This window comes from Fictibacillus sp. EA-CB0309, assembly GCF_055814265.1.
This window is the reverse complement of the sequence record NZ_CP169271.1, coordinates 2,514,666-2,532,492: the sequence shown is the minus strand read 5'-3', so window position 1 is coordinate 2,532,492 and position 17,827 is coordinate 2,514,666. Positions and strand designations below refer to the sequence as shown.

The 17,827-nt window shown below is 38.5% G+C and carries 25 protein-coding genes, 1 tRNA gene and 4 pseudogenes; 21 read left to right on the top strand and 9 right to left on the bottom strand.

What is annotated here, in order from left to right:
- Positions 1–23 precede the first annotated feature (23 nt).
- Together ACEWFH_RS14100 and ACEWFH_RS14095 are read right to left on the bottom strand one after the other, a co-directional pair.
- On the bottom strand, positions 24–176 hold the full coding sequence (locus ACEWFH_RS14100; protein WP_473724490.1) for a hypothetical protein: 153 nt from the start codon (positions 174–176) through the stop codon (positions 24–26).
- Positions 169–1,194, bottom strand: coding sequence for a hypothetical protein (locus tag ACEWFH_RS14095; RefSeq protein WP_473724489.1), 1,026 nt, complete (start codon positions 1,192–1,194; stop codon positions 169–171). The genes ACEWFH_RS14100 and ACEWFH_RS14095 overlap by 8 nt, the downstream gene beginning before the upstream one ends.
- Before the next feature lie 120 nt (positions 1,195–1,314).
- On the opposite strand from ACEWFH_RS14095, the gene ACEWFH_RS14090 reads away from it, so the two are divergent.
- From ACEWFH_RS14090 to ACEWFH_RS14040, 11 genes are all read left to right on the top strand, one after another.
- Positions 1,315–1,671 carry a hypothetical protein gene (locus tag ACEWFH_RS14090; protein WP_473724488.1) on the top strand — a complete coding sequence of 119 codons (357 nt, stop codon included), beginning with the start codon at positions 1,315–1,317 and terminating at the stop codon, positions 1,669–1,671.
- A gap of 178 nt (positions 1,672–1,849) precedes the next feature.
- Complete coding sequence (locus ACEWFH_RS14085) at positions 1,850–2,425, top strand: hypothetical protein (RefSeq protein WP_473724487.1); 576 nt, start codon at positions 1,850–1,852, stop codon at positions 2,423–2,425.
- A gap of 133 nt (positions 2,426–2,558) precedes the next feature.
- Positions 2,559–2,747 carry a hypothetical protein gene (locus ACEWFH_RS14080; protein WP_473724486.1) on the top strand — a complete coding sequence of 63 codons (189 nt, stop codon included), beginning with the start codon at positions 2,559–2,561 and terminating at the stop codon, positions 2,745–2,747.
- A gap of 53 nt (positions 2,748–2,800) precedes the next feature.
- The gene (locus tag ACEWFH_RS14075; RefSeq protein ID WP_473724485.1) at positions 2,801–3,106 is read left to right on the top strand and encodes a hypothetical protein; all 306 of its coding nucleotides are present in this window, start codon (positions 2,801–2,803) and stop codon (positions 3,104–3,106) included.
- The gene (locus ACEWFH_RS14070; RefSeq protein WP_473724484.1) at positions 3,061–3,447 is read left to right on the top strand and encodes a hypothetical protein; all 387 of its coding nucleotides are present in this window, start codon (positions 3,061–3,063) and stop codon (positions 3,445–3,447) included. The genes ACEWFH_RS14075 and ACEWFH_RS14070 overlap by 46 nt, the downstream gene beginning before the upstream one ends.
- Before the next feature lie 169 nt (positions 3,448–3,616).
- The gene (locus tag ACEWFH_RS14065) at positions 3,617–3,826 is read left to right on the top strand and encodes a hypothetical protein (RefSeq protein ID WP_473724483.1); all 210 of its coding nucleotides are present in this window, start codon (positions 3,617–3,619) and stop codon (positions 3,824–3,826) included.
- A gap of 66 nt (positions 3,827–3,892) precedes the next feature.
- On the top strand, positions 3,893–4,120 hold the full coding sequence (locus ACEWFH_RS14060) for a hypothetical protein (RefSeq protein WP_473724482.1): 228 nt from the start codon (positions 3,893–3,895) through the stop codon (positions 4,118–4,120).
- A gap of 387 nt (positions 4,121–4,507) precedes the next feature.
- Positions 4,508–4,639, top strand: coding sequence for a hypothetical protein (locus ACEWFH_RS14055; protein ID WP_473724481.1), 132 nt, complete (start codon positions 4,508–4,510; stop codon positions 4,637–4,639).
- Between the two features lies 1 nt (position 4,640).
- The gene (locus ACEWFH_RS14050) at positions 4,641–4,790 is read left to right on the top strand and encodes a hypothetical protein (RefSeq protein WP_473724480.1); all 150 of its coding nucleotides are present in this window, start codon (positions 4,641–4,643) and stop codon (positions 4,788–4,790) included.
- Complete coding sequence (locus ACEWFH_RS14045; RefSeq protein ID WP_473724479.1) at positions 4,787–4,918, top strand: MBL fold metallo-hydrolase; 132 nt, start codon at positions 4,787–4,789, stop codon at positions 4,916–4,918. The genes ACEWFH_RS14050 and ACEWFH_RS14045 overlap by 4 nt, the downstream gene beginning before the upstream one ends.
- Positions 4,915–5,553 (top strand): MBL fold metallo-hydrolase, encoded by a 639-nt coding sequence (locus tag ACEWFH_RS14040; protein ID WP_473724478.1) that lies wholly within the window; start codon positions 4,915–4,917, stop codon positions 5,551–5,553. Before ACEWFH_RS14045 ends, ACEWFH_RS14040 begins: the two co-directional genes overlap by 4 nt.
- Here the strand turns inward: ACEWFH_RS14040 and ACEWFH_RS14035 are convergent.
- The 4 genes from ACEWFH_RS14035 to ACEWFH_RS14020 all read right to left on the bottom strand — a co-directional run bounded on the left by ACEWFH_RS14035 (position 5,525) and on the right by ACEWFH_RS14020 (position 8,055).
- Positions 5,525–6,220 carry a DUF421 domain-containing protein gene (locus ACEWFH_RS14035; RefSeq protein WP_473724477.1) on the bottom strand — a complete coding sequence of 232 codons (696 nt, stop codon included), beginning with the start codon at positions 6,218–6,220 and terminating at the stop codon, positions 5,525–5,527. The genes ACEWFH_RS14040 and ACEWFH_RS14035 overlap by 29 nt on opposite strands.
- Before the next feature lie 85 nt (positions 6,221–6,305).
- Positions 6,306–6,740, bottom strand: a complete 435-nt coding sequence (locus ACEWFH_RS14030; protein ID WP_473727306.1) for a GNAT family N-acetyltransferase — start codon at positions 6,738–6,740, stop codon at positions 6,306–6,308.
- Positions 6,741–6,748: 8 nt separating this feature from the next.
- Positions 6,749–7,264, bottom strand: a complete 516-nt coding sequence (locus ACEWFH_RS14025; RefSeq protein ID WP_473724476.1) for a YjcG family protein — start codon at positions 7,262–7,264, stop codon at positions 6,749–6,751.
- 59 nt (positions 7,265–7,323) lie between these two features.
- Positions 7,324–8,055: an alpha/beta hydrolase gene (locus tag ACEWFH_RS14020; protein WP_473724475.1), complete on the bottom strand. Its 732-nt coding sequence runs from the start codon at positions 8,053–8,055 to the stop codon at positions 7,324–7,326.
- A gap of 142 nt (positions 8,056–8,197) precedes the next feature.
- Between ACEWFH_RS14020 and ACEWFH_RS14015 the strand changes: the two are divergent.
- The 5 genes and pseudogenes from ACEWFH_RS14015 (at position 8,198) to ACEWFH_RS13995 (ending at position 11,754) form a co-directional block, all read left to right on the top strand.
- A pseudogene (locus ACEWFH_RS14015) lies at positions 8,198–8,754 on the top strand (phosphatidylglycerophosphatase A family protein).
- Between the two features lie 109 nt (positions 8,755–8,863).
- Positions 8,864–8,938, top strand: a tRNA-Val gene (locus tag ACEWFH_RS14010).
- A 491-nt stretch (positions 8,939–9,429) separates the two neighbouring features.
- Positions 9,430–9,894 carry a CotD family spore coat protein gene (locus ACEWFH_RS14005; RefSeq protein WP_473724474.1) on the top strand — a complete coding sequence of 155 codons (465 nt, stop codon included), beginning with the start codon at positions 9,430–9,432 and terminating at the stop codon, positions 9,892–9,894.
- A gap of 138 nt (positions 9,895–10,032) precedes the next feature.
- Positions 10,033–10,779 carry an SDR family NAD(P)-dependent oxidoreductase gene (locus ACEWFH_RS14000; protein WP_473724473.1) on the top strand — a complete coding sequence of 249 codons (747 nt, stop codon included), beginning with the start codon at positions 10,033–10,035 and terminating at the stop codon, positions 10,777–10,779.
- Between the two features lie 114 nt (positions 10,780–10,893).
- A complete protein-coding gene (locus tag ACEWFH_RS13995; RefSeq protein WP_473724472.1) occupies positions 10,894–11,754 on the top strand; it encodes a cation diffusion facilitator family transporter in 861 nt (286 codons plus the stop codon).
- On the opposite strand, the gene ACEWFH_RS13990 is transcribed toward ACEWFH_RS13995, so the two are convergent.
- Positions 11,751–12,116, bottom strand: a complete 366-nt coding sequence (locus ACEWFH_RS13990) for a VOC family protein (RefSeq protein ID WP_473724471.1) — start codon at positions 12,114–12,116, stop codon at positions 11,751–11,753. The genes ACEWFH_RS13995 and ACEWFH_RS13990 overlap by 4 nt on opposite strands.
- 5 nt (positions 12,117–12,121) lie before the next feature.
- Complete coding sequence (locus tag ACEWFH_RS13985; protein WP_473724470.1) at positions 12,122–12,856, bottom strand: sulfite exporter TauE/SafE family protein; 735 nt, start codon at positions 12,854–12,856, stop codon at positions 12,122–12,124.
- Between the two features lie 123 nt (positions 12,857–12,979).
- On the opposite strand from ACEWFH_RS13985, the pseudogene ACEWFH_RS13980 reads away from it, so the two are divergent.
- The 5 genes and pseudogenes from ACEWFH_RS13980 (at position 12,980) to ACEWFH_RS13960 (ending at position 17,585) form a co-directional block, all read left to right on the top strand.
- Positions 12,980–13,848: pseudogene (locus tag ACEWFH_RS13980) on the top strand (LysR family transcriptional regulator).
- A 69-nt stretch (positions 13,849–13,917) separates the two neighbouring features.
- A pseudogene (gene dapD / locus ACEWFH_RS13975) lies at positions 13,918–14,633 on the top strand (2,3,4,5-tetrahydropyridine-2,6-dicarboxylate N-acetyltransferase).
- Positions 14,634–14,657: 24 nt separating this feature from the next.
- Positions 14,658–15,779, top strand: coding sequence for an N-acetyldiaminopimelate deacetylase (locus tag ACEWFH_RS13970; protein WP_473724469.1), 1,122 nt, complete (start codon positions 14,658–14,660; stop codon positions 15,777–15,779).
- 120 nt (positions 15,780–15,899) lie between these two features.
- On the top strand, positions 15,900–16,145 hold the full coding sequence (locus tag ACEWFH_RS13965) for a YkuS family protein (RefSeq protein WP_473724468.1): 246 nt from the start codon (positions 15,900–15,902) through the stop codon (positions 16,143–16,145).
- Positions 16,146–16,261: 116 nt separating this feature from the next.
- A pseudogene (locus ACEWFH_RS13960) lies at positions 16,262–17,585 on the top strand (hemolysin family protein).
- Positions 17,586–17,589: 4 nt separating this feature from the next.
- Here the strand turns inward: ACEWFH_RS13960 and ACEWFH_RS13955 are convergent.
- Entirely contained in the window at positions 17,590–17,793 is a 204-nt protein-coding gene (locus ACEWFH_RS13955; RefSeq protein ID WP_473724467.1) for a ChaB family protein, read from the bottom strand.
- Positions 17,794–17,827: the final 34 nt, after the last annotated feature.

Sequence of the window (17,827 nt, the reverse complement as noted above, 5' to 3'; positions counted from 1 at the left end):
CCCGCGTATGGGTGACAGCTTTTTCATTTTGCTTTATTCGGTTTCCACGTTACTTTACCGCATGAACCGCAGCCTTTTTTTGCAGCAGGTTTTATAAGAGATTGATTCTTACCAGCATTTTTGGCTTTGTTTGCTTTAATTTCAGAATAAAGTTTTTGTAGATCATCTTTATTCACTTTCCATCTCTCCTCTGTCTAAATATCCTAGATGCCTTGTCATTATATTCTGTATCTGTGGAGGGAGTGTTTTGATTTGGTTGAAATGGACGAATGACGGATTTTTTATAAGGATCAGATGGATTGGTATTGAATGGTTGTATCGTTTTTCTCTTATGTTGTTTGATTTGAAAGGACTTATTGGTTTTGCATCTCGATATAAGGATTGTTCTTTATCGTATGGTTTAGGAACATGATTGGTTATAAGGGAACCTGATGCAGAAAAGGGTCTTATTTGTGGTACGACGGTCACTTTTGATCCGTCTAACTGATATTTAACAGGAGCCTTTTCGGTATTTTCATGAAAGTTATCTACTTCCTTCTTATTAGAAGGAAGTTTTGTTTTGGGTTCAGTTTGTTCTATCATCGATTCTTCTTGTTGAAGTAAAGGGATCTGTACAGCTGCAAAATTGCTGTTTATTTTGCTCAACACTTTATTAGCGCACGTGAAAAATGTAGCTTCAGAAACGGATGACAATGATTCGAATGAAAAACGTAAAAATGTTTGTATCACTAAATAACTGATCCATTCCGCTATTTGGTTTTCAAAAGTAGGTTGAACAGCTAAGAATAGTGGTCCATCTTTCCTTTTTAAGGTTATTCCTTTGTGTATTCCGGACTGTACGGGCAGACGGAAAGAGGGAGAAGGATTTAAATAGTAGAGCTGTTTTTCAGGTGTATTTAGTGCAAGCGGCATAGGATGACCGCTATGAAAGTCCACATAAAAGCGCTGGTCGCATTTTACATGATCGTCAGTCGTAATTGTTATTCCTGTATGCTTTAAAAGTTGATCTAGTTCTTTTGCTTTTTGTTGTGATAGTCCTTGAATTCCAATCATAAATGTGGAAAGAGCACCTGAAATAGTCTCTCCATCATCAGAGATCTGCAATCCCCAATAAGGCAATAGCAGACAGAGAGCTTCATATTCTAATGAGGTCAAATCACATACACTTTGATTCTGATACCATACTGGTCTCATGATTGCTCCTCCTTAAACTCTTATCTATAAAAATAGGCTTTCGTTCTTGTGTCATAACCCACTCTATTCCCATAGTATGTATGGAATCTTCAGATCATGATGAGGAAAGGAAGGGAAACAATGGGAAATAATCATAAACACTTGCAGGATGAGTGTATCCGCGTACAAAAAGTTTACGACTGGGTGACTGATTCACTAAACGTAAGAAAGACGGTTTCTTTTAGTCCTGAACAAATCGAAGCTATAGAAGAAGCATTGGATGATCCTTCACGCCGTCCGTTAAGATTAGTTACGAAAGTACCTAAAACTCCGCCAGCATTCCCGCTTTCAGGTGAACCAAACGAAGCATGCGCTGAACTATATCTATGCGAGCAAGTTGGAGATAAGAGAGATGTAACGGTAGCACTTAACGGAGGTTTTGCAGAAGCACAGCTTGTAGAGCTTCTTTTACAACTGACATTAAGGTTCAAGTTGTAGACCGTAACGGAGTGGTTGTAACGGAGCAGCTGGTAAATGCATCCGTATTCGAATCATTCGTGTTGTGTTATCCGGATGGAACAGACCTTTACTGCCGTATTACAAAAATCTTTGCTCGTATTCCAACAGGAACCGTGTTATTAAATAGTCCTTCTCCAACTTCTTTGCTGTTGATATTATGTTCTGTGTCGACATTCAAGTTGAAGCAGAAGTGAAACTAGAGGTATTGGCTAAGTTCTGCTCACCTCGTGAGAATGACCTAAATGCAGAGGAAAGCGAGGGAGAAATATGTCCAGAGGTAATGTTTCCACAACAATGCCCGGACATATATCCCAGGCCAGGCTGTCTGTGTAGATCACGAGGAAGTGCCAGCGGACTAACGAACGAAGAAGACGGTGCAACCGAAGAGGGCAGAGCGACTATAACAGTAGATATCTGTCCTAATCACCATCTATCTGGGAGTAGATTCCATTTATCCTTAAACAATACAGGATATACAGCTACTGAGTTCACACAAGATACACTTTGCTGTGATGAATATAACGGCGGATTAAAGTTAATCGTTTCAGGAAGAGGCACTATGGATTCTACAGGTGACCAATATAACTTTAACCTTGCTGTTGTTCAAACAACGGATGGAAATCAATTTGAGGTAGAACTTATTGACAAAGAAGGCCAAAAAGTATTTTCAACTGGTGTTGTAACCGTTGATACTGGAGAGATTGCAGTAGAAGGTTGCTTACAGCATCAATAATCAATAGATCTGAAGAACAGAAAGGACCGCTGGGATTTCACCGGCAGGTCTTTTTTGTTTAAGAAAAAAAGTGAACGATTGGTTGGGGGCTACATACAATAAGAAAAGAGCCTAATTTGCAAGGGGAAGATGCATGGGTACGAAAGACAAACTAAGTTATGAACGGCTCATATCCAGGGTTGACTATTACAAAGAAAAAGCACTTGACCTTGAAAAGAAGCTTGTTTTTGCTGAAGAAACAATCGAACGTTTGGAAAGTGAGACGAACAATGATCAATCCTTCAAATTATTGAAGATAAAGAAAAAGAACTCCAAGAATTAAGAAGGCAAGTGGATGAACTCACAAAAAAACTAAAACGATTAGAAGAACATGAAATGGAAAAACGTATGCAGGGTTATGAAGAATTATTAAAAAGTATTCAAGATGAGATGAATGATAAAGATCAGCAGATCGATCTCTATCAGCAGCGTATTAAAAGTATGGAAAAACGAATTAACATTAACCGGACATCTGAGCCTGTTTTTGAAGAAAATGCGCAGGATGATTCAAAGACCGAACCGCTGAAAAAAGCAGGCTATAATTGTATGAGTTACTTCGATTATTCCGTTATTTTTACTAAAGAAAAAAAGGTTTTGTGCGCGGCTCATTTTATATCGAGAATACAGGAACAGAAACGTTAGAGAATCCGTATATCTGCTTTCGGTTTCAACCGGCTGAAGCTTGCGCCATAAAAGGAAAGATTGTCTCTTTAATCGCTTCGCCCTCACATGATGAAATGCTTCAGTCTATTTGGATGTATATGGATAACGAATGGGCTGAAAAAGCAAAAGAACGTGGGGAGATGTGGATCTGTCCTCTTCGTGAAACAAAATTCAAGAGCGGTGATAAGCTTTCACTGGATGATTTTCAAGTTCCTTTTAAAAACAGTATAGATGAAAATATTACTGTGGAAGCATTCGTTTATTTTCATAAACAAAATTACCGCGCTAAAGCAGTAAACCATATAGCCATCAATTTTTAGTGAGACAGCCTATAACCAACTCGTTAGACATGCATAAGATGTACTATACGAGGAGGTTGAAACATGGAAGATTGTTTTAATTGTAAAAAGAAGAAATTCAAGAAAATTTATGCTGATAAAGTAATTATCAAAGCAGATAAAGTTATAATCCATGAAAAGAAGGATCATTGTGAATCTTCTAGCTCAAGTTCTAGCTCCAGCTCAAGCAAACATGAATCTAGCCACAAAAAGCATGAATCTTCATCAAGTCATCAACATCATGAATCTTCTTCTAGTTCTAGCTCAAGCTCGAGCAACGGCTGTTTTTATGACCCGTGGGCTTAAGCAATCCAACGTGTTTTTTAGAGCACTCTTAATCAAGAGTGCTTTTTCTTTATGAAAAATGAATCATTTAGAAGGAAAAGGGTATAGGATAAGGGAATAAATAGAAAAGGAGATGTTGCATATGGGATATATTTTACCGTATATACCGATTCAGCGAATGCAATATGCTAGTCGAATGGAAAGGCCTGAACAAGGTTTACCGATCGTATCGAAAGTACCTCCTATTCAAAATGACAATGTACACACATTTAACCACAATAAAAAATTTGCCGTAGAAGAAAAGAAACGTTTTGATCAAATTCTAAGTGAAATAGAAGGAAAAGGATTATTTTTAAACGAAACCATCTAGAAGGGTTTCTTTTTTTGCTGCTTTCAATAGCTTTTCTATATAACAGTATTGCTTCTGCACATTCAGCTCAATCTCTTCTAAGATAAATTGATTGAAAATAGAAGGTGTGAGACTTCGGCTAGGACGAGCAGTCAGGAGAGACCTATAAAGGCAAAAGGGGCATGTGGCTCACCACTTGCCCCGCGGAAAGCAAAGCACCTGAAACTGAAATAAACTACTTTCAGAAACAGCAAGGGTTACCAAAACAGCTTTTATTTAGGCTGTTTTCTATAGGTTGTTACTTAGAAGATATTTTTTCTTCTTTGAGCAGTTGGTTGTAGTGGAAGGTGCGAGACTCCTGCGGGACAGGCGGGCAGGTGAGACACTTAAAAGTGAAACGTTAAGAATGTGGCTCACCGCCTGCCCCGCGGAAAGCGAGCACCTGGAACGGAAATCAACTACTTTCAAAAACAGCAATGGATACCAAAACAGCTTTTCTTAGCAACACAGTTTAATCTACTAATTATTTGGAGTGTTTAAAATGGAATTTAAAGAGATAGCAGCAGGATGTTACTATTTTAATAGCGCAGTAAATATAGGCTATATTGTAAATGAAGATAGAAGCAAGGGGATGTTAATTGATGCAGGTCTAGAATCTTCTGCCGCAAAAAAGCGGTTCAGCATCTTGTGAATGAGAATCTACCTATTACACATCTCTTTATTACACATGCGCACGCAGATCATTTTGGGGAGCTCAATATATTCAAAGAAATTTTAACGTACATACGATTGCTCCTTCCTTGGAAGAAGCGGTTATGAGAAACTCGATCCTTGAACCCATCTATTTATTTAACGGGAACTTTCCTCTTAGCGAGATGAGGAATAAATTCTTGGAAGCTCCTTCCATAAGAGTGGATGAGATCTGTACGGATGGAATATGGGATAATGCATTTCCATTTGAGCTCGTTGCTTTACCTGGGCATAGTCATAATCAATATGGAGTACTGTACAAAGGTATTTTATTTGCGGCAGATGCATTTTTAGGCAGTGATGTTTTAGAAAAACATAAGATTCCTTTTATCGTAAATTCGAAAGAGAATCAGCACACATTACAAAAATTAAAAAACATGAATATAGAAGGAATGGTTCCTGGGCATGGAAAGTTCGTAAGAGAATATCATGAAGTCATACAAGAAAATATCGACGTTCATGAAAAAATAGCCAGCCAGGTTCATTCTATTATTGTTAAAGCAGGTGAGTCTGGAATATCAATGGAGGAATTAATAGCAAACATGCTAACGCTACATAATATACAGCCTGCTAATATCGGGATGTATACGCTATTTAGAACAGCGGTTTCAGCATATTTCATACAGCTTATTGAAGAAGGAAAAGCAATGTATAAAATATCGAAAGGAAAACCTGTTATTTTTTCGGATCAGTTAAAGGCATAAATAATAGTTTGCCTTCTGACATTTCGGCGTAAACAACTTCTTCAACCCTAGAATAGCCGTGTTCATGAAGCTGCTCCATTAGTTCTTTTTTCGAGATTCCTGCTGTAGAAAGATTATCAGGATTAAGTTCTCCATCTAATATTAGTGTAACTGGCAGTTCAGGCTGTTGCTGACTATGCAAGTTCATATCTTGTCTATTTGGCGGCCCATATTGATATTTTGGAAGAATACTTAGAGACCCATTGGATTCTAAAATGGCATATTCAACTTCTCTTAATCCGAAAAAGCCTTTTTGGCGGACTAGGTTTTGGAGCTGGTTAATATCAAGCTTGCTTTTCTTAAGCATTTCACGGTCGATCATGCCTTTACGAATAACGATTGTAGGTGCTCCTTCCAAAAACTTACGAGTACCTTTAAATTTCTGTGAGACAATTTCTACGACGTAAACCATTGTTCCCCAAATCAAAATAGCATACAAAATAACAAAAATAGAAGTTTCATCATCATACATGGCATTACCGACTAATTCTCCTAAAAAGATAGACGAAATAAAATCAAAGGGTGTAATTTGTGAGATTTGCGTTTTGCCTAAAATCTTTGTGAGTATAAAAAGAGCAACAAAGCCCACGATTAGTTCGGTCGTTAACTGTCCAACATGAATGTCCATCAACCATTGTCTCCTCATAAAATACGAATTATTGTACAGTTTTGACGAGAATATATGTTTATAAACGAAAAAAGTATTGAAGCCGTCAAGTGGACGATTTCAATACTTTTTTCATTGCGACATGTGGTATGTTGGCATCTAGAAAAGGTTCTTTAGAAGTGGTGGTAAACCCGAGTTTTTTATAAAAGTCTTCTGCTTGAGTTTGTGCATATAATATAAGGCTGGAATAAGACCGATCGAGTGCAGTTTCTTCCATTGCCTTCATCAATTCTTCTCCTAAACCCTTTTTGCGATGAGAAGAAAGGACGCAAACCCGTTCAACTTTTCCTTCACCGTTTACTTCTCGAAGCCTGGCCGCTCCAACAGGTGTAACGTTATCGTATAGAACAAAATGAAGGGAAACATCTTCGTTTCCATCAATTTCTTCACTTTCATCAATCTGCTGTTCACGAACGAATACATCTTTTCTGACAGACAAAGCATCTTGAAAGCCATGTTCGTTCGTTGTGTATGTCTTAATCAATCTGCTTATACTCCTTTACCAAGACGAAATGTTTCATATACAGTCCATGATCCGTTATCAAGTTGATAAAGCAATTGAAAACGGTCAATTCTTTCTTCGTGTTCAATGTCAATCATACGAAGACGTTCCAAGACATCCGAATGTTCTTCGTCCGATAGCTTTTGTCCCAACGTTAAATGAGGAACAAAATTATAAGGCTGCTGATGTTCGAGCGGACCTGAATACAGCTGATCGTGCAGTGACTTTAATTCTTCAGATTCGTTTACTTTTAAGTAGATTGCATTATTAACAGGATGAAAGGAGCCCACCTTGTTAATCATGATTGAAAACGGATTAATATTCTGAGCAACAGATGAGATATAGGCAATCTGATCCTGAAGCTCTTCTTCAGTCGCCTCAAATGGTTCCTTTAATGTTATGTGAGGTGCGATAAGGGCATAATGCGGGTCATACCGTTTTCGGTAGGAATTTACTTTATCTTGTAGATTTTTTGATGGAAAAATAGCAATACCGTATTTCATAATTCTTCCTCCCTCATCTTTTGAACTAGTATACCAAATATTCTATTTATTTCCCACAGTTAGTGATTGTTGTAAAGAAACATTAACGCAGGAACTAAATCTTTCTGCCAGTTTACCCACAGGTGATTTCCTTGAAACTCATCGTATTCATAATCCAGTGCTAGATTATTTAACAAGTTTTTCATCTTCCTATTTGGAGTTAAAAAGTCACGCGTGATGCCTTCTGGATTTGTAAATTGATCTTCTTCGTCTCCAATAGAATGATAGATGGTTAAGGTTTGCATCTGTTCAATAGCCTCAACTGTCTCAATGAGACTATCGGGAATATAAGGAGATTGCAGAATAACTTTGCCAAATGTATTGGGATACAGAAGGCTCAATTTGAAAGCCACATAACCGCCTAGTGAATCACCAATTAAGCCCATTCCAGCACCTAATTGAAGGGTGTTGAACTTCTCATTTAGGTACGATGTAAGTTCAAATGCCTTAAAACGAATATAGTTTTCGTGTTTTTCACCAGTAGGATCATATTTAGCTTTTCGATCTTCAATCCCTTTATGGTTAACACCAACAATAATGCAGCTTTGCATTTGATCTTCTTCCATTAGCCTATCTGCGGTTTTTGCCAGCTTTCCAAGTTGGAAATAGTCTCTGCCATCTTGTGCAACTAGAATTGGATATTTAACGAGAGGTGTGAACTTGGAAGGAAGATAAATGAGTAATTCAATTTCTTCATCCAAGTACTTGCTATAAATCTTATCATCTGTAATAGAACCCTTAAGTATGGCCATAAAATGGATCTCCTTTGCTGACAGTTATCATAAATTATAAGCGTTTTCATTCAACTCGTATAATTGTAACACATAATGATATAATGAAAGAATCAATACGAATGCCGCCATACAGTGAACATAAAAAATGAGGTGAAGTCTGTTGAAAAATAGAGTGCACAGTCGTGAAGTTGAGGCAGCTGCTAGAAGACTGCTGAATGAAAGAGGCGTCACCATACCTGAGATTGCAGATATAGTTTATGAAATGCAGATACCGTTTTCACCTGGTTTAACGAAAGAAGAGTGTATTGAAAGTGTAGATGCTGTTTTAATGAAACGGGAGATACAGCATGCCATTTTAGTAGGGGTTGAACTAGATATTTTGGCCGAACAAAAAAGCTTTCTGAACCATTGCAGAGTATCGTGGAACAGGACGAAGGATTGTTTGGCGTAGATGAAACGATTGCACTAGGTGCTGTTTTCGGATATGGAAGCATAGCTGTTACAACGTTTGGACACCTGGATAAATTTAAGATGGGAATTATCCAGAAGCTAGATACTAAGATCGCAAACGGTAAAGTGCACACTTTCTTAGATGATCTTGTAGCAAGTATTGCAGCGAATGCATCAAGCCGTCTGGCACACAGACTTCGGGATAAACAAGAGCGCTTATCAGCTGAGGAGATCGCTCAGCACGAGAATGAAGAGAAGATTGGATAATAGAAGGAATCAAGCCTCCGATTATACGGGGGCTTTTGTAATAAAAAGCGGCATGAAAAATTTATTGACAGAGCCATACTGATAAAGTATATTTTAAATTGTAATTTAAGACCTGTTAGCTCAGTGGGAGAGCACTTCCTTGACAGGGAAGGGGTCGGGGGTTCAAGTCCCTCACAGGTCACCATAACACACAATGAATCTTACATAATATACGTAAACTTCTTATTTAACAGATAAGAAGTTTTTTGTTTATTAGCGTTTTTATATAATACTAGATCTAAGGTGAGTGAACGTTGTCTAGGTGAATGGTAAGCTGGTATTTGTGAGTAGAATGTTATTTGGGGAGCCGGGGTATATAACTGGTTTTGCGCCTGTCGTTTTTTGCCAACTCGCCGTTATGTGAGGAAAACTTGCCGTATTATAGCCGGAATTCGCCGGAATAAGTCCTGAAATTCTAGAATAACTTTGATAATTTCTAAGATTCGTTGTCGATATACCCCTCCTAGTATATGTGGTCACCCGTTTCGAGAGCCTAAACTGCACCAGTTTTAATGTTGGTTTTTGAGATAACCCAATAAGATGTTTAATTCTTTCAAATTTGGACGAACTTTTTAAGTCGTCCTACATAAAATATAGAGAAATATGATTTAAGGTTTTTGAAAGGAGAACATTTTTTTGGGTTTATTTAAACGCCCTGGCATTTTTGCTAAAAAGGGAATGGGACCAATGGGACCAACCATGGGAGCAATGGGAATGGGGCCAACTATGGGTGCAATGGGACAAATGGGTCCTACAATGGGAGCTATGGCACAGATGCCCCAGATGGGTGGCTGTGGATATCCGCCAGTTTCACCATCTCAATACTACCCTCCACAAGTTTTGCCTGCACAATTTAGTCCTACCAATCAACAAGTTCAATATAATCAACAAGATGTATATGTTCCTTTGATCCATCCAACTCAAACAACACAAGTAAATCAAATGAACTACAAATATGTACATTATTTCCCGCAGAACACGAACGTTGTAAACCAGGCAACGCAGCAAAATCTTTGTGGAACAACTCAACCAATCATGCAAGCGCCATGTCCTTGTCCACCACCATGCCCTCCGCCATGTGGTCCATGGCGAAAGAAGTAATGTTTAAGCTGTCGACGTTGTCGGCAGTTTTCTTTTTGATGACTTTGTTTAATTTGTTTAATCAGAAGTAGTGTTGAAAGTGAATGAAGATAGGGAATGACTAGAGTAGTACATATTATGAGATGGAGGTTATGAATTATGGTTAATGATACGAAAGTGGTAATCGTAACAGGAGCAGCACAAGGGATCGGAAAACAAATTGCGATCGACTTTGCTAAAGCAGGTTGGATTCCAGCGTTAATAGACTATAACGCAAACGAACTTGAGTCGACGTTAGCAGAAGTTCGCCACATACAACATAAAGCAATGAGTATTACGTGTGACGTTAAAAATCCTGAAGAAATCATAAAAGCTGTGACAGAAACACATGATAAACTTGGTAAAATCAATTGTTTGATCAATAATGCAGGTCTTTCAAAATGGAAATCTCCTTATGAATTATCAGTGGATGAATGGGATGAGATCATAAATACAAATTTAAGAAGCGTCTTTCTTTTTTCAAGAGAAACAGCTAAGTTTATGTCTCAATCTGGCGGCGGTTCCATCATAAACATGGCATCAACACGTGCGTCTATGTCTGAACCGAATTCTGAAGCTTATGCTGCTACAAAAGGTGGGATTGTAGCGTTAACACATGCACTTGCTGCTTCATTCACAGACGATTTTATTACAGTAAACGCAATAAGTCCTGGTTGGATTCATACGGGAAATTATAAGGAGCTGAGAGAGATCGACCATGAGCAGCATCTTTCTAAAAGAGTAGGAGTTCCGTCTGATATTTCAAGAGCTTGTTTATTCCTTGCCCAAAGTGATAATAATTTTATCACTGGGGAAAACCTTACAATCGATGGCGGAATGACAAGAAAAATGATTTACGAACATTAATGTTTCCTATAGGGAAAAAGATTGCTCTAGACCCACCCGGAAACCATTCTTTATGATGTAAAAGGTATCATTGAACGAAGGAGAATAGAGAATGCAATCTGATCAGCAAAAAGAGTGGAACGCGGTGTTTATATTAGTTTAGGAGCATATATTTTTCTTTCTATCGTTAAATTGGTGTCAGGCTTTATTTATCATTCTGATGCCTTAGTTGCTGACGGTTTGAACAATGCGACAGATATTATTGCTTCAATCGCAGTATTGATTGGTCTTAAAATTTCACGTAAACCTGCAGATGAAGATCATCCGTATGGTCATCTGCGTGCAGAAACCATAGCCTCTATGGTAGCTTCTTTCATTATGGTTGTTATCGGAATCGAAGTCCTGATCTCGTCTATTAAAAAAATGTTTAATGGGGTTGAAACGGAGCCGTCTTTAATAGCAGCTATGATCGCATTGTTCGGTGCAGCGGTTATGTTGATCGTTTATTTTTATAACATCAAAGTTGCGAAAGAAACGGATAGTCAAGGCCTAAAAGCAGCAGCGTTAGACAATCGTTCCGATGCATTTGTAAGTATCGGAGCAGCAGTTGGTATACTTGGTGCGCAAATCGGCTTGCCTTGGCTAGATCCAGCAGCTGCTGTATTAGTTGGTATTATCATTATTAAGACAGGCTGGGAAATTTTTTCCGAAACGTCTCACAACCTTTCTGACGGATTTGATTATGAAGAAGGAAAAGAAATGGAGCACAAAATTCTTGATGTTGAAGGCGTTGAGAATGTTGGTGATCTTAAAGCGCGTAAACACGGTAACCGAGCCATCATTGACGTTACGATTAAAGTTGATCCTTCTTTGAACGTTGTTGAAAGCCATGAAATCACAGAAAAGATAGAAGATACGATTAAAGAGGCTTATAATGTCGAAAGCATTCAAATTCACGTTGAACCAGAGGATGGTAAGGATAAGGGAAACCTTTAACCTAAGTTCCGCTCAATAAATTCAATTCGATTTCCGAACGGATCACGAATCGAGAAGCGATTAAAACCTGGGATCGGGAGTTCTTCTTGAATCTGTATGGCATGAAATATTAAATGGTCTCGGAATTCTTGAAGGCTCTCAACAAAAAAAGCCGGATGATGTTTACCTTTAAAAGTTTGGTCTTCAACACCAATATGAAGCTCTTGATGACCGATTTGAAACCACATGCCGCCGTTTTTTTGAAGAGCTTCGGGCTTTGTTATTTCTTCAAGTTGCAAAATGTCTTGATAGAACGTTTTTGCGTCCTTTTCTTTATCGCGTGGAATGCATATTTGGACGTGATGGATGCCAGTAATTTTCATTTTTCTTACCCCCACTGAATAACTAATTGAAGTATGAGCAGAACAGTTACAGTCCTCATAAGGATTGTAACTTGTTTTGTTTTTAATTTTGGTGCTAGTTTTATCGCAGCTTGTGCCCCGCAAATACTGCCAATCGTTAATGGGATAGCAACACCCCACATATAATGACCAGCCCATAAATAAGTGAATACAGCACCGGTGCAGCTTAAAAATGTGTTGAATCGGGTAAACGAAAGCGTTCGAATATAGGTGAAACCGTTTCGTAAAAAGAGCTGCATCTGCATCGTTCCTTGACCAGGACCAAACATACCGTCATATGCCCCGATCCCAAAAAGGTAAGGGTACTTCCTTGCTGGCAGCTGTTTTGTTTCTTTTTCTGGGTTGACGTCTTTCTTCGTTTTTATAAACGTTAAAAACAGTGCACCCGTTAGTAAAATCAAGGCAATAATCGTTAAATGTTCTCTTGAGATCGCTGAAGCAATCAAGCCGCCACAAATCCCACCTGCTAAACTCACCGACCCTGATATAAAGTAAGGAGCGAGCTTCGTATCATTGTTTCGCAGCAGAACAAAAAAGCTTGAGAAAGAACTGAACATATTGGCAAACTTGTTAGCGGCAATCGCTGAGTGAACAGGAACACCTAACAGCAGCATAATGGGGAAGTTGATCATCCCTCCGCTTCCAGAAAGCGTACCAACAAAAGTAGCTGCAAAACCGACAAGTATAAGGATATACATCATGAATCTCACGTCCTTTCAATTCTGCTTACATATACATCCTATGTTACGGTATACTTAAAATAAATTACATAAAATGGACAATGTTCAATAAGAAAAACTTATCGCGCGAAAAAAGGAGTATGTATGCAGTTATCCGAGTTTCGTATCTTAAAAGTTCTTGCGGAAGAATTAAATATGAGGAAAGCATCTGAAAGGCTATATGTTTCACAGCCAGCTCTAAGTCAGCGGCTTCAATCCATCGAAAATAACTGGGGGACGATTATATTTATTCGATCACAAAAGGGTTTAAATTTAACCCCAGCTGGTGAAAAGATTATCTCGTTTGTTTCAGAAGTTCTTCAAAAGAAGAAATGGTAAAAGAAGAGCTACAATCCCTCTCAGAACACGTTCATGGGACACTGAAGCTTGCTGTAGCATCCATTATCGGACAATACTGGCTGCCACATGTTTTAAAAGAATATGTCAATCTGTACCCTCATGTAAATATTTCTCTTATAACAGGGTGGAGTTCAGAGATCATAAAGCATTTATATGAGGATAAAATACATCTTGGAATTGTTAGAGGAAATCCCGAATGGCGAGGAAGTAAGGAGCATATTCTGTCCGATCATTTATATTTGGTTGATACAACGATCTCTTCATTAGACGAGCTAGCTGAAACTTCAAAGCCTTTTATTCAATTTAAAAGTCATTCAACCTACTATCAAGAAATCCAGGACTGGTGGCACTCTCATTTTAAAACAACACCTCAAAAAACGATTGTTGTAGACCAAATCGAAACGTGTAAACAGATGGCGTTAAACGGAATTGGCTATGCCATTCTGCCTTCTATCAGTCTCAGACCAGAGGATGATGTTTTTAAGATTCCTTTAACCGATAAAAGAGGTAACACGATTAAGCGAGATACATGGCTGATTCATCATGGAACGGGATCTGAACTGAAACAAGTGAATGCATTTATGGATTTAATCCGAAAACTAACGAATGAATAAGGTTTGAATCTTTCTAAATTTAGTGGTTTAATACAATACAGAATGACTTTTAAGGAGGAACTAACAAACATGAAAATGATGGATGCAAACGAAATTATCTCTTTTATTCAAAACTCAACAAAATCTACACCTGTAAAAGTTTACGTAAAAGGTAATCTTGAAAATATTGACTTTGGTAAAGAAACAAAAGTATTCCCTTCTGGTAATACAGCAGTATTGTTTGGTGAGTGGAAAGAGATCGAAGCTGCTCTCAAAGCAAACGAAAGTAACATTGAAGACTTTGTTATCGAAAACGACCGTCGCAACTCTGCGATTCCTCTTTTAGATATGAAAAACATTAAAGCACGAATCGAACCAGGCGCAATCATTCGTGACCAAGTTGAAATTGGTGATAATGCCGTTATCATGATGGGTGCTTCAATTAATATCGGCTCTGTTATTGGTGAAGGTACGATGATTGATATGAACGTTGTATTAGGTGGACGAGCTACAGTAGGAAAGAACTGTCACATTGGAGCAGGAACGGTACTAGCTGGAGTGATCGAGCCGCCTTCTGCTAAGCCAGTAGTAGTAGAAGACGATGTTGTAATCGGTGCAAACGCTGTTGTACTTGAAGGTGTTACAGTAGGTAAAGGTGCGGTAGTTGCTGCAGGAGCAATCGTAATTGAAGATGTAGAGCCTTACACGGTTGTCGGCGGAACACCAGCACGCGTTTTGAAAAAATCGACGAAAAAACGAAATCAAAAACAGAAATCAGACAAGAGCTTCGTCAATTAAACGATTAATTTGATTCTAGGGGATGAGAGAAGATGAAATCATTGCTTGAGATAAGAAAAGACTTGCACCGTATACCGGAGCCAGGCTTTCTAGAGTTTAAAACTCAAAAGTATATCCTTGATTTCATCTCCACACTTCCACAAACTTATCTGGAAATTCATACGTGGAAAACCGGTATTTTTGTGAAAGTGATCGGGAAAAATCCGTCAAAGACTATCGCTTATCGCACTGATATGGATGGACTGCCAATAATAGAAGAAACGGGGTATGATTTTTCCTCGCTTCACGACGGTATGATGCATGCATGTGGCCATGATCTTCACATGACGATCGCGATCGGATTATTGTCTCATTTTGCGGACAACCCTATCGACGACCATCTTTTATTCATTTTTCAGCCTGCTGAAGAAGGGCCAGGTGGAGCCCTTCCGATGCGCGAGAGTGATCTGTTTCAACAGTTAAAGCCTGACATGATTACCGCACTCCACATTGCACCTGAATATCCGGTAGGTACAATTGCTGTAAAAGAAGGTTTGTTATTTGCAAATACTTCGGAACTTTTTATTGATCTGATCGGAAAGGGTGGACATGCAGCATATCCCCACCATAGCAATGATATGGTTGTCGCTGCTAGCCATCTCGTGACACAATTGCAAACAATCGTTTCCCGTAATATTGACCCATTGGATTCAGCTGTTATCACCATTGGTAAAATTACGGGTGGAACAAAACAAAATATAATCGCCGAACGATCGAGGCTGGAAGGAACGATCAGGACCCTGTCTCCAGAGGCGATGGTTAAGGTGAAAAAACGGATTGAGGCACTCATTCAAGGAATAAAAAGTGGTTTTGAGTGTGAAGCGGTTATTGATTATGGATCTAATTACAGGCAAGTAGACAATGAACCAGCGTTAACTCGAGAGTTTATGGATTTTGCAGAAAAAAATAATGTGGTGAATGTTATTGAATGCAAAGAAGCGATGACAGGTGAGGATTATGGTTATTTTTTAGAAAGAGTTCCAGGCTTTATGTTCTGGCTTGGGGTGGATACGCCATTCGGTCTTCATCATTCAAAGTTAAAGCCGCAAGAAGAAGCGATTCAGTACGCGGTGGATCTTATGATTCAATATTTGACCTATAAAGGTACTAAATGAAAAAACGGCCCAAGTGGTCGTTTTTTTATTAACAGGCTGAGTATGCAATCAACACTAAAACCTCCTTTACATATTCCCATTATGAGTTGGAAACATTAACAAAGGTAAGGAGGTGGGAATATGGCTAGAATTGGTGTGGAACAATCATTAACGAATGTTTCTGATGCTTTAAGAGCTGCAGGGCATGATGTAGTGGAGCTTCGTCAGGAACAAGATGCAAATGGCTGTGATTGCTGTGTAATTTCCGGACAGGATGAGAATGTTATGGGCATGCAAAACGCGGTTACTCAAGGCTCTGTCTTGAACGCTCATGGTATGTCAGCAGATGAAATTTGTCAGGCTGTTGAGAGCAGACTACAATCATAGCACTCCTGGGGACAGCCATGCTGCCCCTTTATTTCTGTTTAACGCTAGTTTTAACAGGGAATTAATTGACCAATCACTTAAAAATATAAAGTTCATCTCAAGATGGGGAGGTTCATATGCCAATCTTAAATGTCCTTATGATTATTTTACTTATCATTCTAACCGCTTTTTTCGTGGTTACTGAATTTGCTATTGTTAAAGTGCGTAAAACGAGAATCGATCATTTAGCATCAGAAGGAAATGGGAAAGCCATCGCCGCTAAAAAAGTTTTAGGTAATCTTGATGGATATTTATCAGCTTGTCAGCTAGGAATAACGATTACCGCGCTCGGTCTCGGTTGGCTCGGTGAACCAACAGTAGAGATTTTCTTAAGACCCTTATTTGAAAATGCTGGATTGAATGAAGGGATTACGCATACTCTCTCTTTTTCAATTGCTTTTTTCTAATTACTTTCCTACACGTGGTTTTAGGAGAATTAGCACCTAAAACAGTTGCGATTCAAAAAGCGGAAATTGTCTCCTTGGCGACAGCAAAACCGATTATTATATTTTATAAAATCATGTACCCATTCATCTTTTTATTAAATGGATCAGCGAATATGTTGACACGTATCTTCGGCATTAGTCCTGCAAGTGAACATGAAGTGGTACATACAGAAGAAGAACTTCGTCTAATCCTTTCAGAAAGCTTACAGGGGGCGAGATTAATCAATCAGAATATCGTTATGTGAATAGGATCTTTGAGTTTGATGATCGAATAGCGAAAGAAATTATGATACCTAGAACTGAGATGGTTTGTTTATTTTTAGAAAACACGTGTGAAGAGAATATGGCGATTATGCGTGAAGAAAAATTTACGAGGTATCCAGTAGGAAATGAGGATAAAGATCATATTGTTGGATTAGTTAATATAAAGGAATTTTTTAATGAACATTTCAGCAAAGAAAATTTTGAACTAAATGAATATATCCGGCCAATCATAACCGTCCATGAAACGATACCTATTCAGAAGCTCTTGGTCAAAATGCAAAAAGACCAAACACATATGGCAGTTCTTGTAGATGAATATGGAGGGACTGCAGGTATTGTTACCGTTGAGGACATCTTAGAAGAAATCGTCGGAGAGATCAGAGACGAGTTCGATGTGGATGAAGAACCAGAAATTCAGCAAATTAGTAACGATCAAACCGTTGTAGACGGGAAGGTACTGATTTCTCAAATAAATGAAATGTTTGCGCTGGATATAGATAACTCTGAAATTGATACAATCGGAGGATGGGTTTTAACGAGGTCGATCGACTTAGATACCAACCATTCCTTTAATTATGAGAGCTATCGTTTTACCATTCTAGAATTAGATGGAAGGCAGATAAAAAAGATCGGCATAGAAAAGCTTTCTGAGGAAAATGAAACAAATTCCAAAATAAAGACTCCTGAGTAGTAAATCAGGAGTCTTTACTTTTCCACGTACCATCTTCTGTTTTTTTGTATTTGTGTTTAACCGCACTCCATGCTACTTTATGTGCTGTCTCTTCCTCTTTATACTCTTTAAGTGCGGAATTGAACGCTTCTTTATAGATTTCTTGCCCATGGTGGGGGAGGTTATCTTTTACCCCATCAGGCAGTTCTCTTACAGAATCATATGGCATTGTTATCACTCCTTTTGCTATATGATTTCCCGCG

Excerpts from the sequence above, each read along its gene's own strand:
- ACEWFH_RS14090 (WP_473724488.1), top strand. The coding sequence starts at position 1,315 with ATGGGAAATAATCATAAACACTTGCAGGATGAGTGTATCCGCGTACAA.
- ACEWFH_RS14075 (WP_473724485.1), top strand. The coding sequence starts at position 2,801 with ATGGAAAAACGTATGCAGGGTTATGAAGAATTATTAAAAAGTATTCAA.
- ACEWFH_RS14040 (WP_473724478.1), top strand. The coding sequence starts at position 4,915 with ATGAGAAACTCGATCCTTGAACCCATCTATTTATTTAACGGGAACTTT.
- ACEWFH_RS14080 (WP_473724486.1), top strand. The coding sequence starts at position 2,559 with ATGGGTACGAAAGACAAACTAAGTTATGAACGGCTCATATCCAGGGTT.
- ACEWFH_RS14060 (WP_473724482.1), top strand. The coding sequence starts at position 3,893 with ATGGGATATATTTTACCGTATATACCGATTCAGCGAATGCAATATGCT.
- ACEWFH_RS13965 (WP_473724468.1), top strand. The coding sequence starts at position 15,900 with ATGGCTAGAATTGGTGTGGAACAATCATTAACGAATGTTTCTGATGCT.
- ACEWFH_RS14050 (WP_473724480.1), top strand. The coding sequence starts at position 4,641 with ATGGAATTTAAAGAGATAGCAGCAGGATGTTACTATTTTAATAGCGCA.
- ACEWFH_RS13955 (WP_473724467.1), bottom strand. The coding sequence starts at position 17,793 with ATGCCATATGATTCTGTAAGAGAACTGCCTGATGGGGTAAAAGATAAC.
- ACEWFH_RS13985 (WP_473724470.1), bottom strand. The coding sequence starts at position 12,856 with ATGATGTATATCCTTATACTTGTCGGTTTTGCAGCTACTTTTGTTGGT.
- ACEWFH_RS14020 (WP_473724475.1), bottom strand. The coding sequence starts at position 8,055 with ATGGCCATACTTAAGGGTTCTATTACAGATGATAAGATTTATAGCAAG.
- ACEWFH_RS14025 (WP_473724476.1), bottom strand. The coding sequence starts at position 7,264 with ATGAAATACGGTATTGCTATTTTTCCATCAAAAAATCTACAAGATAAA.
- ACEWFH_RS14095 (WP_473724489.1), bottom strand. The coding sequence starts at position 1,194 with ATGAGACCAGTATGGTATCAGAATCAAAGTGTATGTGATTTGACCTCA.
- ACEWFH_RS14035 (WP_473724477.1), bottom strand. The coding sequence starts at position 6,220 with ATGGACATTCATGTTGGACAGTTAACGACCGAACTAATCGTGGGCTTT.
- ACEWFH_RS14000 (WP_473724473.1), top strand. The coding sequence starts at position 10,033 with ATGGTTAATGATACGAAAGTGGTAATCGTAACAGGAGCAGCACAAGGG.
- ACEWFH_RS13990 (WP_473724471.1), bottom strand. The coding sequence starts at position 12,116 with ATGAAAATTACTGGCATCCATCACGTCCAAATATGCATTCCACGCGAT.
- ACEWFH_RS13970 (WP_473724469.1), top strand. The coding sequence starts at position 14,658 with ATGAAATCATTGCTTGAGATAAGAAAAGACTTGCACCGTATACCGGAG.
- ACEWFH_RS14085 (WP_473724487.1), top strand. The coding sequence starts at position 1,850 with ATGTTCTGTGTCGACATTCAAGTTGAAGCAGAAGTGAAACTAGAGGTA.